The sequence below is a fragment of the Chitinophaga sp. OAE865 genome (genome assembly GCF_040546735.1).
Lineage (GTDB): Bacteria > Bacteroidota > Bacteroidia > Chitinophagales > Chitinophagaceae > Chitinophaga > Chitinophaga polysaccharea_A.
The window spans coordinates 5,520,069-5,544,313 of record NZ_JBEPOF010000001.1 but is presented as its reverse complement, the minus strand read 5'-3'; the positions used below and the strand labels follow the sequence as shown (position 1 = coordinate 5,544,313).

Genomic DNA, 24,245 nt, shown 5'->3' with positions numbered 1-24,245 from the left:
AATACCCCGGCAATTGCCGGGGTATTTGCCTTATTGATATCCTTCGTTCTGCGGGAAAGTGGCCGGGTTGTTCATGATATCTATCTCCTGTTGGGGAATAGGATAGATCAGCCTGTATGCGGGCAGCGTTACTTTTTTATTGGCGAGTATTTCTGAAATGGCCCTGTTGGTGCGCACCAGGTCGAACCACCGGTCGCATTCAAACGGCAGCTCCAGGCGGCGCTGTTTATACACTTCCGCCCGGAAAGCAGCCTGGTTGGGTAATGCCGCGGAGGTAAGCGCAGGGAGCCCTGCTCTTGTGCGCACATTATTCAGAAAGGTAAAAGCGTTGCCCTGTGGAAGGTATCCCTGTTCATTCAGTATTTCTGCCTGCATAAGCAGTACATCTGCAAAACGCAGCACGGGGAAATCGTTCCCGGCATTTCCGTTTACCGGCTGGTCAAGGAATTTGCGCGGCATGATGTTGGCATTGCCGGTGGGCTTTACCGGATCGCTGAGCGTTTTCCGCAGGTCGGTGGGGTCATAGGCTTTCGTCAGCGTGGTATCTACAGTAACTACCTGCGAGTTGGCATACCAGAACCCGTGATCCTGGTTGGCAATGCCTTTGGCGAAACGCACGGCAAACAGGATCTCTGCATTGTATTTATTTGTGGTACTGAATACATCTGCAACATTGGGCAGCAGCACAAATACTTTTGAATCTATTACCTGTTGTAATATCGTTTGTGCTGCTGCATATTTTTTCTGGTACAGGTATACCTTGCCCAGCAAACCTTTGGCGGCGCCGGCGGTAACACGTCCCAGGTCATTGGCGCTGTAAGTTGCCGGCAAATTGGCGGCAGCGAAAACCAGGTCGTCCTCTATCTGCTTATAAACTACCGGTACCGCATCTCTTTTTAAATTAATGGCGCTCACCGGATCTGTAACGGCCGTTAATACCGGTACTGCGCCCCAGAGACGCACCAGGTTAAAATAGCTCAGTGCGCGGATGAACCTTGCTTCTCCTTTAATACGGTTCTTCAGCACATCATCCATTTTAATGGCGTCGATATTTGTAAGTAATGTATTGCAACGGAATATACCGTTATAAATGCCCGTCCAGCTGTTATAGAAGTTGGTATTGCCCGGGTTATCGGAGTAGCGGTTGATCTGGTAGTTCTGACCGGCGCCTGACGACGGGTCCTGGTCGGTGTAATTATCAGCGCGGGCTTCCATTAATACCTGGAAAGTGGCTCCATACTGGTTGCTCAGCGCCAGGGATTTATAACAACCGTTTACCGCTGTTACGGCGTCATTGGCTGTTTTGAAAAAAGCCCCGGGCGATATGGCAGATGGAGGCGTGAGATCAAGGAATTCCTTGTTGCAGGAAGCGAATATAAACAGTAATGCCGGAAGATACAGTAGATGCCTTTTCATGATTGCTATAGATTGCTGCATTAGAAAGTGATGTTAAGTCCAACGGAATAAATACGCGCCAGCGGGTAAGAGCCATAGTCTTCCCCCGCTGTCAGCGAGTTATCGGTACGATTACTGATTTCAGGATTGAACAAAGAGTACTTCGTAAAGGTGAACGGGTTTTGTACAGCGCCGTAAACCCTTATGGCTGTTACCTGGAGGCGGTTCATCAGTGAGGCGGGGAAATTATATCCCAGCGCAATATTCCGCACCCTCACAAATGATCCGTCTTCCACATGCCAGGAAGAGGTGATGCCATTACCACCGGTAGCAAGGCGGTTGGCCCTGTTGATATAGCCGGTGCCTATGTTGTCGGGAGACACATAATGCCCCTTTACAAACGACAGGTTATTAAAGTTCCCTTCCACATTGGCAATGTAGCGTCTGAACAGGCTTAGTATTTTATTTCCCTGGCTGCCTTGTATGGAAAAGCTCAGGTCCAGTTGTTTATATCTTACGGTGTTGCTGAAACCGAAAATATACTTTGGCTGGAAGCTGCCTATGATGGCCCTGTCGTTGGCATCTATTTTTCCATCGTTATTGATATCCCTGAATTTCAGGTCGCCAACGTAAGTAGGATTGCTTGTTTTGGCAGAAGCATCAAGATCTGCTTTGTCGCGGTAAATACCATCGTTGATGTACAGATAGTACGAACCAATGGTTTCGCCGATCTTGGTAATAAAATATGTATTGCCGGTTCCGCCGGTAGCAATGATAGGAGCGCCTGAAGGGCCCAGTTTAGTGACTTTGTTTTTATTGAAGGCAATGTTGGCGTTTGTTTCGAGCGACCAGTTCCTGCCAAGTTTCTTATTAAAAGATAATGCTACTTCCACTCCGCGGTTATTAAGCGCGCCGATATTTTGCAGGTAGTTGCTGAAACCGGAAGTACCGGGTACCGGGAGGTTCAGTAATAAGCGGGTGGTATTTGAATTATAGTAATCAACGGTCAGGTTAAGGGCATCGTCAAAGAAGCCGGCTTCCAATCCCAGGTCAAAGCTGGAGGTGCTTTCCCAGGTAAGCCCCGGGTTGGCGGGCGTAGTAATGGATACGCCGTTCACCAGCATCTGGTTACCAAAAATATAATTACCATCTGTATTGCTTAACTGTGCCAGAGAACCATAATTGGGGATCTGGAAATTACCTGTGGAACCATAGCTAGTCCTGAGTTTGAGTGAGCTGACATATGCCGATCTGGGAAAGAAGGATTCATTGGAGATTTGCCATGCGCCGGAGATCGCGGGGAAGGAGGCCCATTTTTTATTGATACCAAAACGGGAAGATCCATCCCTTCTTACAGACCCGGTGAGAAAATATTTATCGCTATAGCTGTACTGCACCCTGGCCAGGTAAGAGTTCAGGCTCCACTGTTCCTGCGTGGAGTTACCGGCGCTGATCTGACCTGCATTCAGCGTGGTTACTATATCCGTCGGGAAATTGGTGGAGGTGAGGGTATTGTGTTCCTGGTTTTCTTTTTGCACCGTGAAGCCCGCGAGCGCATCTATTTTATGCCGGCCAAAACTCCTGGTATACGAGAGCGTATGTTCTATAAGCCAGTTGGTGTATTGATCGGTATTGGAAAAACCCGTTGCCACAGAAGGTAACGTGCCGGAAGGCAGCGGCAGGGTGGAAGGCCGGTAGTAGTCGCGCCGGAAAGTATTGATATCCGTACCTGCGGAAAGTTTGTATTTCAGCCCTGCTATAACCTCATACTCCATATAGGCGTTGGCCAGCAGGCGGAAATTCTTGATGCGGTCTTTGATCAGCGTGGCTACTGCTACGGGGTTAAGCTGGTTGGTTTGTCCATATCCCCATACGTTCACAGAATCGGCAAAGGAACCATCGGGGTTATGCACGGGGAAGATGGGCGCATAGCCCAGGGCGAGCGCTATTACGCCTGAATTGGGCGCAAACCACGGGCCTTCGGCGTTCACTACATGATTGTCTGTGAAAGATGGGTTCATATTTACCCCGAAGCGGAACTTCTTATGGCCGCCGTCGATGCGGAAACGGCTGGCGTAGCGCTTGTAATTATTATTGATAACAATACCATCCTGGTTGAGATAATTGCCGGAGAAATAATATGACAGCTCTTCTGTACCGCCGGAAATACTGATATTATGATTTTGCATGGGCGCCTGCCGGAAGATCTCTTTTTGCCAGTCGGTATTGGTGAGGCCCTGTTCACCTGCCAGATAAGGCAATACCTGCGGGGGGATCCAGGTGGATGGGTTATTGGGCCGCATACTGTTGGGATCTGTAGGTTTGCCACCGGGAACGGCGTCGAGGTAAGCATTATTATGACCATCGTATACGAGCTTTGCATAATCGTATGCATTGAGCACATCTACATGTTTGTTCACGGACTGTGTGCCGTAACTGCCATCGTAGGTAACTGTCATCCTGCCTGCGGCTCCTCTTTTGGTGCGGATCAGCACTACGCCGGTAGAGCCCCTGGAGCCGTATATGGCCGCGGAGGCAGCGTCTTTGAGCACATCAATAGAGGCGATATCATTCACGTTGATCGCAGCCAATGGATTAAAGGGTTGCTGGTAGGTGTTAACGCCGGGCGATGCGTTGCGGGTATCGTTGGTAACGGGGATGCCATCTATCACGAAGAGGGGATTGTTACCTGCGCTGATAGATCCTACGCCGCGGACGCGTATAGATACGTTGCCACCGGGAGCGCCGTTGGTTTGCATCACCTGTATGCCGGCCATTTTCCCGGCCAGGGCCTGGTCGAAAGAGGTAACCGCCTGTTGTTTCAGATCGCCGGAGCGTACAGAGGCTACAGCGCCGGTAAGTTCTTTTTTGGTACGGGTGCCGTAACCAACTACTACCAGTTCATTCAGGCCGCGACTGGCTTCTTTCATTCTTACCAGCAACAGATTGCCTTCGCCTTCTTTCACCTGGAAACCATTTACATGGCTGCTTTCATAACCAATAAAATTGAATACAAAATCATACACCGCACCGGCTTTTAATCCCTGGAGTTGGAAAACGCCCTGTTCGTTGGTGGAGGCGTTGTATTTTTCTTTGCCTTGCTGTTGCTTAACGGAGATGGATACACCAATGAGTGGCTCGCCGTTTTCGCTCATCACGGTGCCTTTTACCAGGATAGGTTTGGAGTCCTGTGAAAAGGCGCTCATGGCGCATAGTAACAGCAAAAGAACACAGGTGTACTCTTTTAAAAGTCTGATCATTTGATGGATGTTTATAATGATTTATGAATGAATAAGGTTCCCTTCAGCCGCACGGAGTGCTGCTGTTAGCTGTTGAACAGATGATTTATTTCCGGCTGCTGATAATTGTGCTGTCGTTGTTTACCGTAACCACCAGCTGGTTCATGGCGCCGATGGCGGAGAGGATATTTTTCAGGGAATCCTTTTTCAGGATACTGCCTGTAAAATACAGTTTACTGATGTCCTCTTTATTATAATAAACTGGTTTTTTAAAGTGCTTCTCCAATGAATGCAATACATTTTCCAGCGGTTCATTTTTAAATGAAAGGATTACATCACTGGCAGCATCGCGGGAAAGGGTTTCTTGTTTGCCCGTTTCTTTCACCACTGTAAATAACCGGGTACCGGTGTTTACGGTGAATGCTTCGCCTGGCGACAGGTAAATATCTTTCCCGTTATCCGGCGTATGAATAAGCACCTTTCCTTCTGATAGTTTCACAGAGATCCTGCCCGGTGTGAGCGTGCTAACGGTAAATGTTGTTCCCAGTGCAGTGGTGGCAATGCCGCCTGCATGCACGGTAAACGGTTTGTTCTTATCTGCCTGCACGATGAAAGCAGCCTGTCCCTGAAGGTTTACACAGCGTTCTTTGTTCACCCAGGAAAGCGTACTGTTGGGCGATAGTTTTACTACAGAGCCATCTGCCATAGCCAGGATCTTTATAACCTCCCCTTTATTGCTGATCCTGTTCACCGTTTGCTGGACGGCAGCGGCAACAGCAGTAGTGCGGGAACCGTTATTCAGGTATTTCATACCGGCAATACCGGCAATTATCAGCACGGAGGCTGCAGCAGCTACCTGCATCCATACTGCCATCCGGCGCGGCGCCCTTAAAGGAGGTACCGCATCAGCTTCCATGCGGGCGTGCAGCCTGGATAGTATCTCCGCGGTTTTTTCAGGAGCAAGTACCTGTTCCTTATCAGCTACAGTGCGCTGGTATGCTTCCAGCAGCTGTTGCTTTAACGCGGCGTCTTCTTCCCGGAGGAGCATCTCTTCCAGCAGCGCAATGTCTGCAGCCGTAGCTATACCGTTCCTTATTTTCTGTAATAATAAACTGATCTGTTCCATGCTTTCATCTATAAAAACTCTATTGTCCGCAAAAGGGGGGGATAGGTTATATTACCAAATTGTTAAGCCGGGGATCAATACTGGAAATAGGCGGTAAGCAATAACAGGCCTGCTGCGGGAATGGTGGCTTGTTTGGTGGCGATATGATTTTTGATAAAGGTGGAAGATGCTTTGAGATATTCTTTGGCAGTATGGGGAGAAATACCAAGAATGGCGGCGGCTTCCTGTAATGATTTGCCTTCCAGGCGGCAAAGCCGGAAGATCATTTTCTTTTTCGGGGATAATTTTTCAATGGCATCGTTAATAAGATGCAGCTGCAGGTCTTTCAATTGGTTGGGCTCTTCTTCTGCTGTAGATACGGGGAGCTCAGGATGTGTTACCAGTACCAGTTTCTCCCTGGCGGCAGTTTTCAGGTACTGCATGGATTTATTGTAGCTCACTACAAACAACCATCCGCCCGCCCCGTTTTCCAGGTCAAGTTTATGACGGTTATTCCATAATGCCAGGAATACTTCCTGCAAAATATCTTCGGCTACCTCATGCTGGGCAACCAGTTTGCATATATTCTTAAATACCGCATGGTGATATTGATGATAGATACTGTCAAATGCAGCAACTTCGGCCTTGCTCAGCGTTGTCAATGTTGTTGTATTTTCAGACATGGCATTAATGATGGCCAAAAATACGGTTGAATGAACAAGAAAGAAGTGGGGGTACGTTATTTAATGATTATCATTGTCGTTGTGCCGCCAGCTTTTCCGCTGAAGATGGAATAGTTATACACTCCTTAGGGATGACCCCCGCAATATAAGTTCGCAACCGATCACTTCCCTGGAGGAAGTGATTGTTTTTTTTGATGCCAGTTGTTCAAAGTAAAAACCAGCGGCGCGTTTCCCTATTTCCTGGGTAAACTGTTCCACAGAAGATAAACCCGGTGTAAGCATCTCCGCAAACATTTCGTTGGCAAAACCAAATACCCCCAGTTGTTCCGGTATTTTTATACCCAGTCCTGCTGCGGTTTTCAGCACACCCAATGCTACGTAGTCGGTAGCAGTGAAGATGGCATCCGGCGGTTCTTTCAGCTGCAGGATTTCCCCGGCGATTACGGAACCGTTTTCTCTTGTGAGTGCATTATCATTAACGAAGTGATAGGGGATGGAGATATCGGCTTCTTTTAACGCCTGGAGATAACCTGCTTTTCTTTCTTTATAGATACCGATATGTTCCGGTCCGCCAATATAGGCAATCCTGGTATATCCCTGCTGAAGCAGGTGCTTTACTACTTTATATGCGGTTTCCCTGTTGTTGTTGATGATCTGGTGACTGCTGATTTTATCGGTGGTTCTGTCGAACTGGATCAGCTGTATATTGTTGTTCTTTACTTCTTCCAGGTGATTGAATGTAATGGTTTGGGAAGAAAGGGAGATGATAATGCAATCTACGTTTAGCCGTACCAGTTTTTCCACTGCCAGTACTTCCTTTTCAAACAGTTCTTCCGACTGGCAGATGATCAAATGATGTTTATGTTCAAAGCAGGTGGCTTCTATACCGGCAATAACATTGGAGAAGAAGCTTTCATTGATTTTTGGAACTACCACCCCGATGGTGCGGGAAGAACCCATTCTTAAATTGGCTGCATTTGAATTGTGTCGGTAGTTCAGTTCCTTTGCTTTCATTTTTACCAGCATCTTCATCTTATCACTGATGCTGGGATGATCATTGAGCGCCCTCGACACATAAGAGGCGGAGATGCCCAGTTCATTCGCCAGGTCATAGATGGTGATCCTTTTATTCTTCTTCATTCGCTAAGCGAGGTTTACTAGTTGTAATCGATTTCACAAGTTACAAAAACTTTCGCCCGTTTACATTATTTTTACAGTAACTAGTTACTCACCAAAACCTTGCTCATGCCTCAAGCAACCCTCGCGCATCCTGGTCAGCCCGTTAATGCTACATCGCTGGAAACCTTTTTTCCCGGTTACTTTGCACTTGTAATGGCCACCGGAATTGTATCTATCGGCTTATTCCTCTGGGGATACGCCTGGCCGGCCGGTATGTTTTTGTGGCTCAATATTGTGTTTTATGCGTTGTTATGGATCATATTGATCATGCGTATTATCAGGTACCCGGCCATTGTGTGGAACGACCTGCATCATTCTGCCAGAGGCGTTACTTTTCTTACCCTGGTGGCGGGCAATAATGTACTTGGCAGCCAGGTGGCTATTATTACCGGCAGGATGGATATTGCATTGGTATTATGGATAACGGGGTTTATCCTTTGGGCATTGCTGCTGTATACTTTCTTCCTCGTTAATATTCTGAAAGAGCCGAAGCCCACGCTGGAACAAAGTATCAACGGGGCCTGGCTGCTGATCGTAGTGGCTACAGAGTCTGTGGCAGTACTGGGCGCCATTATTGCCAACAGCAGCGCTTTCCACTGGCTTATTGCTTTTATTTCACTGTGCGCTTACATGATAGGAGGGATGTTCTATTTTGTACTGATAGGGCTGATCCTTTACCGCTGGCTGTTTTTCAGCATGAAGGCAGAAACGCTCACACCGCCGTACTGGATCAATATGGGAGCAGTGGCCATCATTACGCTGGCGGGCTCACGATTGGTAATGTATGCGCGTAAGCATGAGGCGCTGAGCCCATGGTCCGATTTCGTACAGGCGTTCACGATGTTTTTCTGGGCGTTTGCCAGCTGGTGGCTGCCATTGTTATTCCTGATGTTTGCCTACCGCCATTTTATTGCCAGGGTGCCGCTGAAGTATGATCCGCAGTACTGGTCCATGGTATTCCCGTTGGGCATGTACGGCGTATGTACGTTCACTTATGCCGGCGTTACAGGTTTTACATTTCTTAAACCTGTTTCGGCTTTATTTGTTATTTTAGCTGTAGGTACCTGGGTGATTGTTTTTATAGGATTATTTATTGATCTCTTTTCATCAGGAAAAGAAAGAAAGTAACATCGTTTCTGTGTTTCTGATAATCATAAATAGGTGTCAATGCATGCTTCTCTCAATAAAAAAGCCTTACTGGTTGCAACAATTGTTACTCTCGGCTGCGTAGTGATCTCTTTTTACGGGTCCAGGAAACTGCAGAATTTTGACCCGGCACTGATTGCTTATTTATTCGGAACCCTGTTTGCCCTGTTTGGCGGCATCTACCGTTATTGTGTATGGCTGCAGCGGCCTCCCACCTGGATGTATTTCCGGCGCACCTGGCAGTTTATATTCAAAGGCAGTTTTTTTGTTCATATCTGGTTACTGCTGGAAGATTCAGTAAAGAACCTCCTGTTCCAGCGCTTTATTTACCCCAGGGGAAAGAAGAGATGGTTCGCGCATTTTATGCTCGCTTCCGGTTGCCTGGCCGCATTTGCAATTACCATCCCCTTAACGCTGGGCTGGATCAATTTTACACTGGACCCCGGCACCGCACTGGATCCCGGCGCTGTGAAGCTGTATAACGCCAATTTTTTCGGGTTTAAGGTTATGTCCTTTAAACTGGGCTCCGTATTGGCCTTCCTCATCTTTCATGCGCTTACCTGGTGCTCCTGGGCAGTAATTGCCGGAGCGGTTATTTTTTTCGTAAGAAGATTAACCAATGCGGGCCTTATTGCTTCGCAAACTTTTGAAGGCGACCTCCTGCCGCTTATATTGCTCATCATCATTTCAGTAACAGGGCTTGGGCTTAATTTCAGCTATGCTTTTATGAAAGGCATGGCCTATGATTTTATGTCCGTTACACATGCTATCTCCGTGATACTCTTCCTGGTATGGATCCCTTTCGGGAAATTTTTTCATATTATTCAGCGGCCGGCGCAAATAGGCGCACATATCTATAAACGGGAAGGCAAAAAAAGAGGCATGGCCGTATGCCCCCACACCGGTAAGGAATTTACCACCCAGCTGCACGTAAATGATCTTAAAATAGTGACCAAACAGGTAGGGTTCGACTTCACACTGGAAGACGGCAGCTCCCACCTGGACTATAGCCCCGAAGGCAAACGCTCCCTGCTTGCCAAAGCGCACCTCAAAGCCAGGCAGGAAGGCGGATCTTTTTTTGGATAACCATTTCGTAAAACCCGGTATACTCAATTACTATCTGTATGGCAAAATTACCCGTATCACCAGAAAAGATCATCGAAGATTTTGGCCCGCACCTGAACTTCACGCCCACTGAAGGCTACCCCGGCAGGGATGAGCCGGATGCCACCGTGAAAACGCATTGCTGCTTTTGCGGTATGCAATGCGGTATCCAGTTGCTCGTGAAAAATAACAAGGTGGTGGGTTTTGAGCCGTGGATGGAATTTCCTTTTAATGAAGGAAGACTTTGCCCCAAAGGAGTTCAGCGCTACCTGCAGGACAATCACCCCGACCGCCTGCTGGATCCCCTGGAAAGAGTGGAAGGCAAAGGGTTTAAGGCGGTATCCTGGGATACGGCGCTCGACCGCGTAACTGCAGAAATACAGCGTATACAGCAAGCCTATGGTAAAGACGCTTTTTCTATCTTGTCAGGCGTTTCCCTCACCAATGAAAAAAGTTACCTCATGGGCAAGTTTGCCCGCGTTGCCGTTAAAACAAGCAACCTCGATTATAACGGGCGACTGTGTATGGTAAGCGCCGGCGCCGGTAATAAAAAGGCATTCGGGTTAGACCGTACCTCCAATAACTACACCGACCTTGCGCATGCGGAAGTGATCATTGTAGCCGGCGCCAATGTAAGTGAATCCTTTCCTACACTTACCTACTGGATCTGGCGCGCAAGAGACAACGGCGCCAAACTGATAGTGGTGGATCCCCGGGTGATCCCGCTGGCGCGCACCGCCGATATCCATCTGCCCATAAAACCAGGCACTGATTCTGCGCTGTACGGCGCCATGCTTAAATACCTGGTGGACCATGATATGCTGGATCACGATTTTATCAATAACCATACAACCGGTTTTGATGAAACCATTGCAGCTGTAAAAGATTATACCCTGGAATGGGCAGAGCAGGTAACCGGTATTGAGAAAGAAAAAATAGAACAGGCCGCCGCTATGTGGGGCAAGGCCAGTACCAGTTTCCTGTTGCATGCGCGTGGCATAGAGCATCACTCAAAAGGAGTGGAGAACGTGCTGGGCTGCATCAATCTTGTATTAGCCACAGGCCGTATCGGCCGCCCGTACTGCGGCTATGGCACCATCACCGGGCAGGGCAACGGGCAGGGTGGCAGGGAGCACGGACATAAATGTGATCAGCTGCCGGGCAACCGGGATATTACCAATCCTGAGCACCGGAAATATATTGCAGAAGTATGGGGCATTCCTGAATCCGAATTGCCGGGAAAAGGGCTTACTGCCTATGAACTGATAGAAGCCATCCACCGCGGTGAAGTAAAAGGGTTGTTGTCTATATGTTTCAACCCGCTGGTATCACTGCCTAATAACAACTATGTAAGGGAAGCGCTGGAGAAACTGGAGTTCTATGTGGCGATCGATTTCTTCCTGAATGAAACGGCAAGGCATGCAGACATTATCCTGGCCGGCTCCCTTCATGAAGAAGAAGAGGGGACCGTTACCACCGCGGAAGGCCGTGTAGTTCGTATACGCGCAGCCGTTACTCCGCCTGCAAACGCCCGTACAGATACCTCTATTATCCTGGATCTTGCTGCAAGGCTGGGAGCGGCCGATAAATTCACCTATAAAGATTCCGAAGCCGTTTTTAATGAACTGCGCATAGCCTCTAAAGGAGGAACGGCCGATTACTACGGCATCACCTATAAGAAAATAGAAGATAACATGGGCGTTTTCTGGCCCTGTCCTTCAGAAGATCATCCCGGTACGCCGCGTTTATGGGAAGATAAAAAGTTCGCCACGCCCGATGGCAAGGCGCATTTTAATCCTGTTCATTACCGCGATCCTGGAGAAGTAACGGATGAAGAATACCCGGTGGTGCTTACCACCGGCCGCGTAGTATCGCAATACCTCAGCGGTACCCAAACCAGGCGTATCGGGAAGCTGGTAGGACTGATACCCGAACCGTTGCTGGAAATTCACCCTGAACTGGCGATGAAATACGGGATCAGGCAACGGGAAATGGTAAAGGTGAGCACCCGCCGGGGTACAGGCGAGTTCCCCGCAAATATTGTGGAAACCATCCGTAAAGACACGGTGTTTATTCCTTATCACTGGCCGGGCAGGAAATCAGCTAACCAGCTTACTATAGGCACGCTCGATCCTGTATCAAAGATCCCGGAGTTTAAAGTATGCGCCTGTAAACTGGAGCCATTGGGAGTTATATCCAGGCCGGGAGAAACAACAGCATTCGACAGTATCTGATGATCATTAAACCACATTCGCAAAATGGAAGTTACTGCCTACAAAACAGACATGGAGTTTTTCGTTGACATGCAACGATGCATCGGTTGTAAGGCCTGTGAAATGGCCTGTGCGGAGTGTGAAACCAATGGCCAGGAAAGCATGATACATGTGAACTATGTGGAGCGTGCTGTTACTATTCAAACTACCGTACAGGTATGCATGCATTGCGATGACCCGGTATGCGCCAAGGTATGCCCGGCGGATGCTATCAGCAAAGATGATTTCGGGGTGGTGCACAGCGCCAATACCTCCCGCTGCATCGGCTGTTCCAACTGTGTGATGGCCTGCCCCTTTGGAGTGCCTATCAAGGAAGAGAAGTATGATATGATGATGAAGTGTAACATGTGCTACGATCGTACCAGTGCAGGAAAAAAACCGATGTGCGCAACGGTTTGTCCCAGCCAGGCGCTGTTTTACGGCACCCGTGAAGAAATAAGCCGTATGCGGCCTAACAGCACGCCTGTTAATACATTTGTTTTCGGGGAACAGGTAGTGACCACCAAGGTGAATATCATGATGCCTAAAGGAAGTACACAATTGAAAGTTCATTAAACTGAAAGATATGTCTGATCATACTGCAAAAGAACCTAACTGGAAACAGGATTTCCCGGTGGAAAGAACAGAGGCCACATCTGTAAGCCGAAGGGACTTTGCACGGTTTTTATGCCTGGTGTCCGGCGGCCTGGCTGTTGGCAGCGCTTATGTAGCGGTGAAGGCTAATTTCTTTCCGCAGGAAGAAGTAAAGGGAGAACATTTTGTTTGCAAAGCAGACAGTGTGCCTGTAGGAGGTACACGCTCCTTCATTATTGCAGGAAGCGCCATCCCTTACATTCTTATCCGGCTGGAGAATGGCCATTGGAGAGCCTATGAGCAGAAATGTACGCATTTATCGTGCGCCGTATATTATAAACCGGGCAGCGGTCAGGTAGTTTGTCCCTGTCATGAGGGCTTCTTCGACGCTATGACAGGCGAAGTGGTGGCCGGTCCTCCGCCACGCCCATTGCCGGCCCTGGAGGTGCTGTTAAAAGGCGACGATGTGTATGTAAGAGCACATGGAAAGGAAACCCGTAGTTGATCGATCATCTTAAATAATTTAAGATCATCCAAACAATCATCTCCCTAAAATCACTATATATGAGCAATTTTAAAGAAGCTCAGAACAAGGCTCATCCCAACAAATCGAACACGCTGATGTCGGCGCTGATCGTGATCCTCATTTTAAATATCGGCATCCAGATCTGGCTGTTGTATACCGGCCTCAATAACGCACTTGGCGATAACAGGGATATTGCATTGCCCGCATTTATAGCCTCTGCGGTTTTATTCCTGATCGGTTTTTTCTGGTTGTATTTCCCGCCCATGGGAGATAGAAAAAAAGACCAATAAAAAATCCTAACAGCGTCTGATCAACATAATCATTGTAATCAGTCTAATCCTGAGTCAGACAACCTCCGCTTCATCTCCGCACCCGCCTTTTTTTATTTTTCTTAAAAAGTTCTCCTTTTTTATTAGCTTGTATCCTGCCAAAATCAGTTACTACACCATGAGCACATTAACAGCAATGCCAGTGGACTCCGGGGCCGCGCCAGTGGCGGTGACCCGCGACAATGAAAAAAAAGGCCGTCTCTATTCTTTAGATGCCCTCCGGGGATTTGATATGTTCTGGATCATGGGAGGAGGCTCCATTTTCCAAACGATCGCCAATGTAACAGGATCCCCTTTCTGGGAGGGAGTAGCCGTACAGCTGGAGCATCCCGCATGGAACGGGTTCCATTTTTATGATCTTATTTTTCCGCTCTTCCTGTTTATGGCCGGCGTGTCTACCCCGTATTCGGTGGGCCGGGAGATAGAGAAAGGCAAGAGCAGGAGCCAGCTTTTGTTGCGTGTTATCAAAAGGGGGCTGATACTGGTGTTGCTGGGTATTATCTACAATAACGGTTTGCAGATCCAGCCGGTTTCCCAGATCCGTTTCGGCAGTGTGCTGGGGCGCATAGGGCTGGCCTATATGTTTGCCAATATCATTTACCTGTATACAAAGGAACGGGCGCAGATGATCTGGTTTGCCGCTATCCTGGTGGTTTACTGGCTGTTGCTGAAGTTTACTGCTGCACCAGGGTTTCCTGCCGGCGATCTTACCATGGAGGGGAATTTTGCCTCCTATCTCGATCGCTGCATCCTGCCTGGTAAACTGTACCTGGGTATTCACGACCCGGAAGGGTTTACTTCCACCTTCCCCGCTATCAGCACGGCGATGCTGGGCATCCTTACCGGTAATTTATTAAGGAACAGCACTATGGCCCCCGTTAGAAAAGTAGGCGTAATGGCCCTTACCGGCGTGATTTTCCTGGTACTGGCGCAGATATGGAATCTCGATTTTCCCATCAATAAAAACCTGTGGACCAGCTCTTTTGTGCTGCAGGTGGGCGGTATCAGCCTGTTGCTGCTGGCCCTCTTTTATTACGTGATCGATATAGCGGGCTACAGGAAATGGGCTTTCTTTTTCCGGGTGATAGGCATGAACTCCATCCTCATTTATATTTCCGGTCATTTTATTGACTGGGGCTATACCAATAATGCCCTGTTTAAATGGCTGGGACAACTGGTGGGCGATCCCTTCGGGGCCGTGGCCCTGGCTATCTCGCTGGTATTTGTAAAATGGCTGTTCCTGTATTTTATGTACAAACAGAAGGTATTCCTGAAAGTATAGAACAATGATATTCAATGAAAGCGTGGTACAACCTGTATCACGCTTTTTTTATTTTGCAGATCCGTTATGTAATCGTAATATTGCGATGTGTTAAAACGCTAATATTATGGGCGCTACAAAATCAGATCTCTTTACGAAACAGCAGAACGATATCGCCAATATGGCGAAGGCGCTGGCGCACCCCGCCCGCATCGCTATTTTGCAGTACCTCGTTAAGAAGAATGCCTGCGTTTGCGGCGACCTGGTAGAGGAGCTCGGGCTGGCGCAGGCAACTACCTCCCAGCACCTGAAGGAACTGAAAAACGCCGGTTTGATCCAGGGAACTATAGAAGGAGCCAGCGTTTGTTACTGTATCAATCCCAAAGTATGGAACCAGTACGGTAAAATATTCGGGGCATTCTTCACAGAAGCAACAGATATCAAATCCTGCTGTTAAAATTTTTTGTTTACTTATATCGTAATATTGCAATTATACAATGAATCAGAACTGTAATCCGGCAAACCGCAAAAAGCTTAGCTTTTCAGACAGGTACCTTACGCTGTGGATCTTCCTGGCTATGGCCATTGGCATAGGCGCCGGGTATTTCTTTCCTTCGCTTCCCACTTTTATTAACTCCTTTTCTTCGGGTACTACCAATGTCCCGCTGGCTATAGGTCTTATCCTGATGATGTATCCGCCGCTGGCAAAAGTAAAATACAACCGGGTAAGGGAAGTGTTCCGCAATACAAAAGCGCTGTCGTTATCCCTGTTGCTGAACTGGATAATTGGGCCCCTGCTGATGTTCGGACTGGCAGTGCTGTTCCTGCACGGGTACCCGGAATATATGACAGGGCTTATCCTGATCGGCCTGGCCAGGTGTATTGCCATGGTGATCGTGTGGAACGAACTGGCAGAAGGTAACCGGGAATATGCAGCAGGACTGGTAGCGCTCAACAGCATTTTCCAGGTATTGCTTTACAGCGTATATGCGTATGTGTTCATCACCTGGCTGCCAACCCTGTTTGGCCTGAAAGGAATTACAGTACAGGTATCTATTGGTGAAATCGCAAAAAGCGTGGGCATCTATCTCGGTATACCCTTCGCCGCCGGTATTATCAGCCAATACGTCCTGGTGGCACTGAAAGGAGAGGAATGGTTCCGGGAAAAATTCATCCCCTTTATTTCCCCGCTTACGCTGGTGGCCCTCCTGTTTACCATAGTTGTTATGTTCAGCCTGAAAGGGGAACTGATTGTGCAGATCCCCCTGGATGTGGTACGGATAGCTATTCCGCTGATGATATACTTTGTGATCATGTTCCTGGTGAGCTTTGTATTAGGTAAAATGGCGGGTGCAGATTATTCCAGGAATGCAGCTATTGCCTTTACCGCAGCAGGCAACAATTTTGAACTGGCCATCGCAGTAGCCATCGGGGTATTTGGTATTAACTCAGGGCAGGCTTTTGTAGGCGTTATCGGCCCGCTGGTGGAAGTGCCGGCACTGATGGCGCTCGTGAATGTGGCCTTCCGCCTCCGTAAGCATTGGTATGGCAATACAGCATCTGGAAAAAATAAACCTTTATATCATGAGTAACACAAGAATGACCTGGCAATCCTTCAGGGATCAGCTGGAAAAATACCCGGAGCAAATACTGCAGTTCGAATATGCAGCAGGTACATTGGTGGCGCCATCTTACCATATTACGGAAATTAAACAGGCGCCTGTTACATCGGTTGACTGTGGTGGTAAGATGAATACATGGACAGAGATCATTGTACAATTATGGGAGCCGGAAGAATCGCAAACCCACCGGGCAATGGCGGTGAACAAAGCTTTGAAGATAGTGGACCTGGTAGAGAAAAATATGGACCTGCACCCAAAGGCGATAGTAAAAATTGAATTTGGTAACGCCGCATTTGATACCCGGCAGATGTATCCCGCTGAATTGCGGCTGGAAGGGGAGAACCTGGTGGTGAACCTGCAGCCGGATGCCACACAGTGTAAGGCAACGGAGCGTGGCGCTACCTGCGGTACCCCAAAAGAAATACCCGTAACATTGAAAGCCGGTACTTCCTGCACGCCAGGAGGCGGTTGCTGCTGATCTATAAAACAAACAACATGAAAAAAGTACTAGTATTATGCACGGGCAACAGCTGCCGGAGCCAGATCGCCGAAGGTTACCTGAAACATTTTGCAGGCAGCAAAGCGGAAATTTACAGCGCAGGAGTGGAAACACATGGCGTTAATCCCCGCGCCATAGCCACCATGGCGGAAGACGGCATCGACATCTCCACACACACTTCCAACAACATCAATGAGTACAGGGATATCGACTTCGATTACGTAATTACGGTTTGCGATAACGCAAAGGAACGATGCCCCTTTTTCCCTTCAAGCGCCACAAAACTGCATGAAAATTTTCCCGACCCGGCAAAGGCTACCGGCAGCGAAGAACAGGTGATGACGGCCTTCAGGGAAGTACGGCAAACAATAAAAGACTACACAAAAAATTTCGTAGCACAATACCTGTAAATTGTCTTGGAACACTGATTACGCGGATTTTGTCTTGGAACGCTGATTACGCTGATTTTGATGATTTCATTGATATTATTTTTGGGGAATATTTAAGGGAGACAAAGGCATATATCCACTTTTATCTCCCTTAATTATTTTCAATCTCTAAAATAAAATCAACTAATCATCAAAATCCGCGTAATCAGTGTTCCAAGACAAAATCCGCGAAACTTTCAATACATTTGTGGCTCAACTTTAGAATACAGGGATGAAGCGGAAAGAGATCACAAACGGGGAGGAGTTGCTGCTACAGGAGCAGTTTACCGCCTATTTCCGGCTGTATGAGTACCCGCTCTATTGCTTCGCCCTGAAAACCATCCAATCCGAAATACTCGCCCGCGACATTATCCAGGAAGTATTTATTAAGCTATGGACGGTACGCGACCAGTTCAGCACCATTACCAATATAGAAGATTACCTCTATAAGATGGTCCGTAATAAAGTAGTGGATGTACTTCGCCAGCTGGCAAACGACCGCCGCCTCCGCGCAGAATACTTCAACGATCACCAGTGGGAGGAAAGCCGCACCTACGATAATATGATCGCCAAAGAATATGAATTTGCCCTGTCGGAAGCCATTAACCAGCTGCCACCCCAGCGCCGGATCATTTACCAGCTGAGCCAGGTGGAAGGCCGCACCCGCAACGAAATAGCGGAAAAGCTCAGCATTTCCCCATCTACCGTAAAGAACCAGTTAACCGCCGCCCTGAGCTATCTCCGTAAAATTGCCGCCGGGCAGATTAAATTATTTTAAATTTTTTTCCCCCCAATAGGACATCGCTGTTTTTCAAACGTCAGTAATATATAGTCCTCTATCAGGACCTGTCATTTTTAATACGAACAGAGATTGGATCAGGCACATTTTACACATCTTTTCAGGTTATACATTTCCGGCAAATGCACGCCGGAAGAAAGGAATGAATTCTTCGACCTCCTGGATGCCAACAAGGAGAACGACCTGATGATATCCCTGCTGGACCGGCTTTACAGTGAAATACGGCAGGAAACACCGTCGGCTACCTATGTCAATAACCGCGGAGAGATAGACCTGGCTGTCCGTCCTGCTGCAACCGCAAAACTGATCCCTTTCTACAGGCAACGCAATACCGTTCGCTGGATGGCCGCCGCCTCTTTCCTGCTGCTGCTGGGCGCAGGCGCATGGATGTATGCCACCCGGCGCAGTCCTGCGCCATTGGCAGCCACCGTTCAGGAAAAGCATACGCCTGCACTGATCGCTGCCACCACTTCCATCCGTACCGGCAACCGGGAACGTAAAGTGCTGGTACTGCCAGATAGTACGCGGATTGTACTGAACAGCGGATCGGAAGTTAGGTATCCTGATCAGTTCAACCCGCAACGCAGGGAAATATTCCTGGAAGGAGAAGCCTTTTTTGAAGTGTCCAATGCAGCGGCATGGCCCTTTGTGATCCATTCCGCCGGCGGAATGACCACCACCGTGCTCGGCACCTCTTTCAATATTAAAGCCTATCCCGGCCGTAGCCAGGCCATTGTATCGGTGGTTACAGGAAAAGTGAAAATTTCAAAAGATAAAAAAGATATATCCACCCTTATAAAAGGACAGGAAATGCACCTCACCATGCTTACCGGTGAAGTGACACAACGCAATACCAGCGGCATTAATGCCGCCGGATGGCAAACAGGGGACATCAGCTTCAACGATGAGCCACTGGCCGATATTCTGAAAGATCTTCAGATCTTTTACGGGATCAATATAAAAATAAACAACCCGGGATTGGCCAACCTGCTGATCACCACCGGGTTTAAAAAGAATACATCTGTTGACAGTGCCCTTGATATCATATGTGAACTGGCCAATGCAAAGTATGCCAGGAATCAGGACGGTTACGTAGTTTACTGACTACACATTTAAATCAACCAATTAAAGTACGAGATGACAAAAAAGATTGTTGCAGTGCTGCTGGCATTGCTATGCCTGAACTTTTCCCTTTCCTATGCGCAGGAAAAAGAAGAAAGAGTTACCCTGCACCTGGCCAACACCACCCTGAAGGAAGTGTTCCGGCAAATGCAGGCCCAAACGGGTAAATATTTCGGGTACCAGTCGAAAGACCTGGAAGCCCTTCCCCGCGTACAATTCGATTGTACCAATGAACGGCTGGAAGATGCCCTGAAGCAATTGTTGCAAAACACCGGTTTAACCTTCACCGTAAAAGGAAATAATGTGCTCATCAAAAAAAGCCCGGAAACACCCGCCAGCTCCCGGCAACCGGAAATCACCATTACCCGTGCGGGAAACAGGACCATCACCGGGAAAGTGAGCAACGGCGAACAACAGGGCATACCCGGCGTTAGTATCCTGGGGCTCAACTCTAAGAAAACCGCTTTCACCAACGATAACGGCGAATATTTTATACAACTGCCGGAAGATGAAACCATGATATCTTTCTCCAGCGTGGGCTTTGAAAGCCGGAACGTAATGCTCGGCGCATCAAAAAACTATAATGTTACCTTACCGGAACGCGTAGGCAACCTGAAACAGGTGGAAGTAGTATCCACCGGCTATGTAAACCTGCCAAAAGAACGCGCCACCGGCTCCTTTGGCGTAGTTACGGCCAAAGACCTGGAAAAGATCCCGGTGCCCAATGTGCTTTACCGCCTGGAAGGGCAGGTGCCCGGCGTTCTCCTGAACCTTACCGAATCAGATAACACCTTTGTATATGGTAACCTGAATGGTGCCGTACAGGGAAACGGTAGTTATGATATCGCCATCAGGGGCGCCAGCACTCTGAACAATGATGTAAATAAAAAACCACTGGTGGTGATAGATGGGTTTCCTACGGAGATGGATATGCGTACTATCAACCCGGCTGATGTGGAACAGATCACCTTCCTGAAAGATGCAGCCGCCGCTTCTATCTGGGGTGCACGCGCCTCTGCAGGGGTGATTGTGATCACTACCAAAAAAGGGAAAATAAATGACGGCGCGCCGCATATATCGTTTACAGCGGGACTAGGCCTGAACGGCAAGCCCAGGTTATCATCCATGCCAATGATGAACGCAGCGCAGATGATCGATTATGAGCAGGAACTGGTGAACAAAGGGTTTATCACCGATCCAACCAGTTTGCCTGCTTCCAGCCAGTGGCCTGTAAGCCAGGCGGTGGACTGGCTTTTCCGGCTCAAAAGAGGAGAGGTGACCCAGGCCCAGGCAGATGCCGCATTGGCTGTTCTGAAAAGCCGCGATTCCAGGAAACAGGTGGAACAATATCTCCTGAAACCCGCTTCTACCAGCCACTATGATCTTAGTATCAGCGGCGGTACGGGCAGGCATACCTATTTTGTTTCCGGTGCTTACGACCGGGAAAATACCAGTACCAAAAAAACTTTCGGGGAAAGGATCACCCTAACAGCCAACCAGGAATTTACCTTCTTCAAAAATGTAACCCTGTCGGCCAACCTGCGCGGAAACTGGTTCCGTTACAGCACCGGCGGACTGGGCACCAGCGTATACGCTCCTTCGCCCACACCGCTCATGCCTTACGACCAGCTCGTGGATGATAACGGTAATAACGTAGGTTATTCGCAGGCGTATTATTCAGGAAGACTAACCCAGCTGGAAGCACGGGGATATATGCCCTGGCGCTATAATTATATGGACGAACAGGGCATGGTGGACAATACCACCAATGAAAGCAACTACGCCGCTATCCTGGGGCTGAATATACCGCTGTACAAAGGGCTTAGCTTTAATGCGCAGTATATGGCAGAACGGTCATCCTCTTCGGGAAAATTCTTTCATCCCGACAGCTCCTACTATACCCGCAACCTGCTGAACATGGCTACATCAATTGATGCAAACGGGAAGCTGGTGTACGGCATCCCCCTGGGCGCTGTCATGGAAACATCCGACTACTCAAAAAATAATTATAGTGTACGCGGACAGCTCAGCCTGGACAGGAACTTTTCCGGCAACCACCAGGTGAACGCACTGGCAGGTATGGAAGCACGGCAAACTATCGACGGAAACAATACCAACCGCCTGTATGGATTTAATACACAAACACAATTCAGCAAACCGGTAGATTATGTAACTCCCTATGTTACGGTAGACGGCTACCAGGGAACAGTGCCATATAGTGTAAATTACGCTTCCAAACGGAAACGCTACCTGTCTTACTACGGCAACTTTTCGTATACCTATGCAGGTAAGTATACCCTGTCGGGAAGTGCACGGTACGACGATTACAATAACTTCGGCCTCGATAAAAAATACCGGGCAAAACCTTTCTGGTCCACTGGTATAGCCTGGGCATTATCCAAAGAGGATTTTATGCAACAGGTTAGCTGGATCAGCGGGCTTACCCTGCGCGCTACCTATGGCATCAACGGGAATATCAGCACTACCGCTTTGCCATACGACCAGCTGTACCTGGCAAATGATTATCAATACCCGTTCGATCCTTACGCATCGGTAGGTTCGCCGGCCAATCCCTCCCTGCGCTGGGAACAAACCGGGGTGTATAATGTAGGTATAGACTATGCCTTGTTTGATAACCGCCTGTATGGTACTGCAGAATTCTATTACAAAAAAGGCACCGACCTTTTTGCCACTTTCCCGATAGATAATACCGTGGGATTCGACAATGTTACCCGTAACACTTCTTCCCTGAGCGGGAAAGGGATCGACCTCTCGCTTGGCGGCAGGATTGTCCGCCGGCATGCCTTTGAATGGTCGGCCAACGTGGTGTTCTCCTATAACACCAACAAGGTAACGGACGCAAGGTATAATGTAACCAGCGCCCTGCTCAGATCAGCCGGTGTGAGCGGTCCTATAGAAGGATTGCCTACAGACTACCTGATGGTGTTCCGCTATGCAGGATTGGATAGCAAAGGCAGCCCGCTGGTACTGGGCGGCAAAGGCGATACGTTGAATATTAACCAGTCGCCAAAGGATATCAGCGACCTGAAAAATGCAGGCCGCCTGTCCGCGCCCTACTTCGGAAGCCTGAGCCAAACGTTCCGTTACAAAGGCTTCTCGCTCGATGTAATGATCACCTATAAACTTGGCTATGTGTTCCAGCGGCCGGTACCCAACAATTATCCCGGCCGTTTCGGATTCCAGAACTACGAGTATAACAACCTGCTGGATAAGCGCTGGCGTAAACCAGGCGATGAAGCCTTTACCGATGTGCCAGGCCTCAGTGGCAACAGTGCAGGAGCCATCAGGTATATCAATGCCGATATCAATGTACTGCCAGGAGATCATATCCGCTTACGCGAAGTGGCGCTCAGTTATAAAGTGCCAGCCCCGCTGTTCAGCCGCCTGCCGGTGAAAGGCATTTCCTTCACGGGTGCCGCCAGGAACCTGGCCCTGCTATGGACCAAAAACGCCGACGGTATAGATCCCGATTTCCCGCCAAGCATCCGGAATATGAAGCTGCCGCCATCAGCATCGTATAATTTTTCACTGAATGTAAGCTTCTGATCTCATCTCAAAACGCAGCCAAATGAAACGATATAAAATATTCCTTCTTTTTATGATTGCCGGCACGCTTCTTCAATCGTGCAGCAAATACACGGATATAAAAACAGAAGGCGCGCTTACGCCAGATGATTATATTAACTACCGTTACCTGATGAACAACCGCCTGGACATGGAACGCTCCGTGGATATGCCGGATATGACGGCAGACGATATTGAGTATACCGGTGCAGGTATGCAGCAACGGCTGTCGCCCGAATTCATGAACGCCTATATGTGGGGCGCCGAATACTATAATGCCCTCACTGCCGATCCCGACTGGAAAATACTGTACGCTACCATTTATCCCTGCAACCTGGTGATCCGGGATGTAATGAACAGCAATGGCGGTACTGTGCCGCTGAAAAAACAGGTATTGGCAGAAGCAAGAGTACACCGCGCATACAGCTATTTTACCCTGGTAAATATGTATGCCAAACAGTACAATGAAAACAGTAAAGCTACCGACCCGGGAGTACCTTTGCTCCTGGAGCCGGATGTATCTGTTGTAGCCACCCGCGCTACTGTACAGCAGGTGTACGATCAGGTGCTCAGCGACCTGCAGGCCGCCATCCCCGACCTGCCGGCACAAAACACTTACAATCTTTATCCGTCCAAAGCAGCGGCCTATGCCATGCTGGCAAGAGCTTACCTGCAAATGGGACAATACACGGCAGCACTTGAAAATGCAGACAATGCCCTGAACATCCGGTCAGGCCTGCTGGACCTGCCCACGCTAACAAGCTACCCCCAGCGGACGGATAACCCCGAGATCATTTTTTCCAAAATAGCGGGCATGAGCCACCAGTACTCCAATTTACAGGTATTGAGCCGGGGCCTACTGTCGTTATATGATATGAAGGATTACCGCTACAGCTATCTTACCAGCGACTATACCGACGGGGGAATTACCTATCGTATTTCTTCCAGGGAAGCTGTTGCCGGTGCTAACCGCAACCTCGGCGTATCTGTCCCTGAAATGCTGCTCATTAAAGCGGAATGCCAGGCCAGGGCCGGCAATGCAACAGGCGCTATGGGCACGGTGAATATTTTAAGGGCCAAACGCTTTGCGGCGGCCGACTTTCAGCCATTGACCGCCGCCAGTGCAGCCGATGCGCTGGTAAAGGTTTTGCAGGAAAGAAGAAGGGAATTATGTTTCACCTGTATCCGCTGGTTTGATCAGAAACGTCTTTTTACAGACAGCCGTTTCGCAGACAACATTACCCGTACCAATATTGCTACCGGTGAAGCCTATACGCTTACGCCCGGCAGCAACCGGTATATTTTCCCCATCCCGGCATTTAATATCCAGCTGAATCCATCGCTGGTACAAAACCCGAGATAAACACAACAAAAAGA

At 48.6% G+C, this 24,245-nt stretch carries 20 protein-coding genes; 15 read left to right on the top strand and 5 right to left on the bottom strand.

Features of this window, described 5'->3' with window-relative positions; translation table 11 throughout:
• Positions 1-30: 30 nt before the first annotated feature.
• The 5 genes from ABIE50_RS22170 to ABIE50_RS22150 form a co-directional block, all read right to left on the bottom strand.
• The gene (locus ABIE50_RS22170) at positions 31-1,416 is read right to left on the bottom strand and encodes a RagB/SusD family nutrient uptake outer membrane protein (RefSeq protein WP_209859557.1); all 1,386 of its coding nucleotides are present in this window, start codon (positions 1,414-1,416) and stop codon (positions 31-33) included.
• A 20-nt stretch (positions 1,417-1,436) separates the two neighbouring features.
• Positions 1,437-4,655, bottom strand: coding sequence for a SusC/RagA family TonB-linked outer membrane protein (locus tag ABIE50_RS22165; RefSeq protein WP_209859559.1), 3,219 nt, complete (start codon positions 4,653-4,655; stop codon positions 1,437-1,439).
• Positions 4,656-4,740: 85 nt separating this feature from the next.
• On the bottom strand, positions 4,741-5,760 hold the full coding sequence (locus tag ABIE50_RS22160) for a FecR family protein (protein WP_209859561.1): 1,020 nt from the start codon (positions 5,758-5,760) through the stop codon (positions 4,741-4,743).
• A 74-nt stretch (positions 5,761-5,834) separates the two neighbouring features.
• Positions 5,835-6,440 (bottom strand): RNA polymerase sigma factor, encoded by a 606-nt coding sequence (locus tag ABIE50_RS22155; protein ID WP_354028123.1) that lies wholly within the window; start codon positions 6,438-6,440, stop codon positions 5,835-5,837.
• A 96-nt stretch (positions 6,441-6,536) separates the two neighbouring features.
• Entirely contained in the window at positions 6,537-7,562 is a 1,026-nt protein-coding gene (locus tag ABIE50_RS22150) for a LacI family DNA-binding transcriptional regulator (protein WP_209859565.1), read from the bottom strand.
• Positions 7,563-7,667: 105 nt separating this feature from the next.
• Here ABIE50_RS22150 and ABIE50_RS22145 point away from each other — a divergent pair, with 105 nt between their 5' ends.
• From ABIE50_RS22145 to ABIE50_RS22075, 15 genes are all read left to right on the top strand, one after another.
• The gene (locus tag ABIE50_RS22145) at positions 7,668-8,729 is read left to right on the top strand and encodes a tellurite resistance/C4-dicarboxylate transporter family protein (RefSeq protein ID WP_209859567.1); all 1,062 of its coding nucleotides are present in this window, start codon (positions 7,668-7,670) and stop codon (positions 8,727-8,729) included.
• 39 nt (positions 8,730-8,768) lie between these two features.
• Positions 8,769-9,833, top strand: coding sequence for an MFS transporter (locus ABIE50_RS22140; RefSeq protein WP_142688355.1), 1,065 nt, complete (start codon positions 8,769-8,771; stop codon positions 9,831-9,833).
• A 38-nt stretch (positions 9,834-9,871) separates the two neighbouring features.
• Positions 9,872-12,085 (top strand): molybdopterin oxidoreductase family protein, encoded by a 2,214-nt coding sequence (locus ABIE50_RS22135; RefSeq protein ID WP_209859569.1) that lies wholly within the window; start codon positions 9,872-9,874, stop codon positions 12,083-12,085.
• 24 nt (positions 12,086-12,109) lie between these two features.
• Positions 12,110-12,679 carry a 4Fe-4S dicluster domain-containing protein gene (locus tag ABIE50_RS22130; RefSeq protein ID WP_142688357.1) on the top strand — a complete coding sequence of 190 codons (570 nt, stop codon included), beginning with the start codon at positions 12,110-12,112 and terminating at the stop codon, positions 12,677-12,679.
• A 10-nt stretch (positions 12,680-12,689) separates the two neighbouring features.
• The gene (locus ABIE50_RS22125) at positions 12,690-13,202 is read left to right on the top strand and encodes a Rieske (2Fe-2S) protein (protein ID WP_209859571.1); all 513 of its coding nucleotides are present in this window, start codon (positions 12,690-12,692) and stop codon (positions 13,200-13,202) included.
• 59 nt (positions 13,203-13,261) lie between these two features.
• Positions 13,262-13,513 carry a DUF6755 family protein gene (locus ABIE50_RS22120; protein WP_209859579.1) on the top strand — a complete coding sequence of 84 codons (252 nt, stop codon included), beginning with the start codon at positions 13,262-13,264 and terminating at the stop codon, positions 13,511-13,513.
• A 157-nt stretch (positions 13,514-13,670) separates the two neighbouring features.
• A complete protein-coding gene (locus ABIE50_RS22115; RefSeq protein ID WP_209859581.1) occupies positions 13,671-14,834 on the top strand; it encodes an acyltransferase family protein in 1,164 nt (387 codons plus the stop codon).
• Positions 14,835-14,940: 106 nt separating this feature from the next.
• Positions 14,941-15,270, top strand: a complete 330-nt coding sequence (locus ABIE50_RS22110) for an ArsR/SmtB family transcription factor (protein WP_209859583.1) — start codon at positions 14,941-14,943, stop codon at positions 15,268-15,270.
• A 40-nt stretch (positions 15,271-15,310) separates the two neighbouring features.
• Positions 15,311-16,405, top strand: a complete 1,095-nt coding sequence (gene arsB / locus ABIE50_RS22105) for an ACR3 family arsenite efflux transporter (protein ID WP_209859585.1) — start codon at positions 15,311-15,313, stop codon at positions 16,403-16,405.
• Positions 16,398-16,913 (top strand): DUF6428 family protein, encoded by a 516-nt coding sequence (locus ABIE50_RS22100; RefSeq protein WP_142688363.1) that lies wholly within the window; start codon positions 16,398-16,400, stop codon positions 16,911-16,913. The genes arsB and ABIE50_RS22100 overlap by 8 nt, the downstream gene beginning before the upstream one ends.
• Positions 16,914-16,930: 17 nt before the next feature.
• A complete protein-coding gene (locus ABIE50_RS22095) occupies positions 16,931-17,344 on the top strand; it encodes an arsenate reductase ArsC (protein WP_209859587.1) in 414 nt (137 codons plus the stop codon).
• Positions 17,345-17,594: 250 nt separating this feature from the next.
• Positions 17,595-18,140, top strand: coding sequence for an RNA polymerase sigma-70 factor (locus ABIE50_RS22090; RefSeq protein ID WP_209859589.1), 546 nt, complete (start codon positions 17,595-17,597; stop codon positions 18,138-18,140).
• Positions 18,141-18,233: 93 nt separating this feature from the next.
• Entirely contained in the window at positions 18,234-19,265 is a 1,032-nt protein-coding gene (locus ABIE50_RS22085; RefSeq protein WP_209859591.1) for a FecR family protein, read from the top strand.
• Positions 19,266-19,298: 33 nt separating this feature from the next.
• Positions 19,299-22,850, top strand: a complete 3,552-nt coding sequence (locus ABIE50_RS22080) for a SusC/RagA family TonB-linked outer membrane protein (RefSeq protein WP_209859593.1) — start codon at positions 19,299-19,301, stop codon at positions 22,848-22,850.
• Positions 22,851-22,872: 22 nt separating this feature from the next.
• Positions 22,873-24,231, top strand: a complete 1,359-nt coding sequence (locus ABIE50_RS22075; protein WP_209859595.1) for a RagB/SusD family nutrient uptake outer membrane protein — start codon at positions 22,873-22,875, stop codon at positions 24,229-24,231.
• Positions 24,232-24,245 lie beyond the last annotated feature (14 nt).

Excerpts from the sequence above, each read along its gene's own strand:
- ABIE50_RS22120 (WP_209859579.1), top strand. The coding sequence starts at position 13,262 with ATGAGCAATTTTAAAGAAGCTCAGAACAAGGCTCATCCCAACAAATCG.
- arsB (WP_209859585.1), top strand. The coding sequence starts at position 15,311 with ATGAATCAGAACTGTAATCCGGCAAACCGCAAAAAGCTTAGCTTTTCA.
- ABIE50_RS22145 (WP_209859567.1), top strand. The coding sequence starts at position 7,668 with ATGCCTCAAGCAACCCTCGCGCATCCTGGTCAGCCCGTTAATGCTACA.
- ABIE50_RS22080 (WP_209859593.1), top strand. The coding sequence starts at position 19,299 with ATGACAAAAAAGATTGTTGCAGTGCTGCTGGCATTGCTATGCCTGAAC.
- ABIE50_RS22135 (WP_209859569.1), top strand. The coding sequence starts at position 9,872 with ATGGCAAAATTACCCGTATCACCAGAAAAGATCATCGAAGATTTTGGC.
- ABIE50_RS22075 (WP_209859595.1), top strand. The coding sequence starts at position 22,873 with ATGAAACGATATAAAATATTCCTTCTTTTTATGATTGCCGGCACGCTT.
- ABIE50_RS22100 (WP_142688363.1), top strand. The coding sequence starts at position 16,398 with ATGAGTAACACAAGAATGACCTGGCAATCCTTCAGGGATCAGCTGGAA.
- ABIE50_RS22130 (WP_142688357.1), top strand. The coding sequence starts at position 12,110 with ATGGAAGTTACTGCCTACAAAACAGACATGGAGTTTTTCGTTGACATG.
- ABIE50_RS22140 (WP_142688355.1), top strand. The coding sequence starts at position 8,769 with ATGCATGCTTCTCTCAATAAAAAAGCCTTACTGGTTGCAACAATTGTT.
- ABIE50_RS22090 (WP_209859589.1), top strand. The coding sequence starts at position 17,595 with ATGAAGCGGAAAGAGATCACAAACGGGGAGGAGTTGCTGCTACAGGAG.
- ABIE50_RS22095 (WP_209859587.1), top strand. The coding sequence starts at position 16,931 with ATGAAAAAAGTACTAGTATTATGCACGGGCAACAGCTGCCGGAGCCAG.
- ABIE50_RS22165 (WP_209859559.1), bottom strand. The coding sequence starts at position 4,655 with ATGATCAGACTTTTAAAAGAGTACACCTGTGTTCTTTTGCTGTTACTA.
- ABIE50_RS22115 (WP_209859581.1), top strand. The coding sequence starts at position 13,671 with ATGAGCACATTAACAGCAATGCCAGTGGACTCCGGGGCCGCGCCAGTG.
- ABIE50_RS22160 (WP_209859561.1), bottom strand. The coding sequence starts at position 5,760 with ATGGAACAGATCAGTTTATTATTACAGAAAATAAGGAACGGTATAGCT.
- ABIE50_RS22170 (WP_209859557.1), bottom strand. The coding sequence starts at position 1,416 with ATGAAAAGGCATCTACTGTATCTTCCGGCATTACTGTTTATATTCGCT.
- ABIE50_RS22125 (WP_209859571.1), top strand. The coding sequence starts at position 12,690 with ATGTCTGATCATACTGCAAAAGAACCTAACTGGAAACAGGATTTCCCG.
- ABIE50_RS22150 (WP_209859565.1), bottom strand. The coding sequence starts at position 7,562 with ATGAAGAAGAATAAAAGGATCACCATCTATGACCTGGCGAATGAACTG.
- ABIE50_RS22110 (WP_209859583.1), top strand. The coding sequence starts at position 14,941 with ATGGGCGCTACAAAATCAGATCTCTTTACGAAACAGCAGAACGATATC.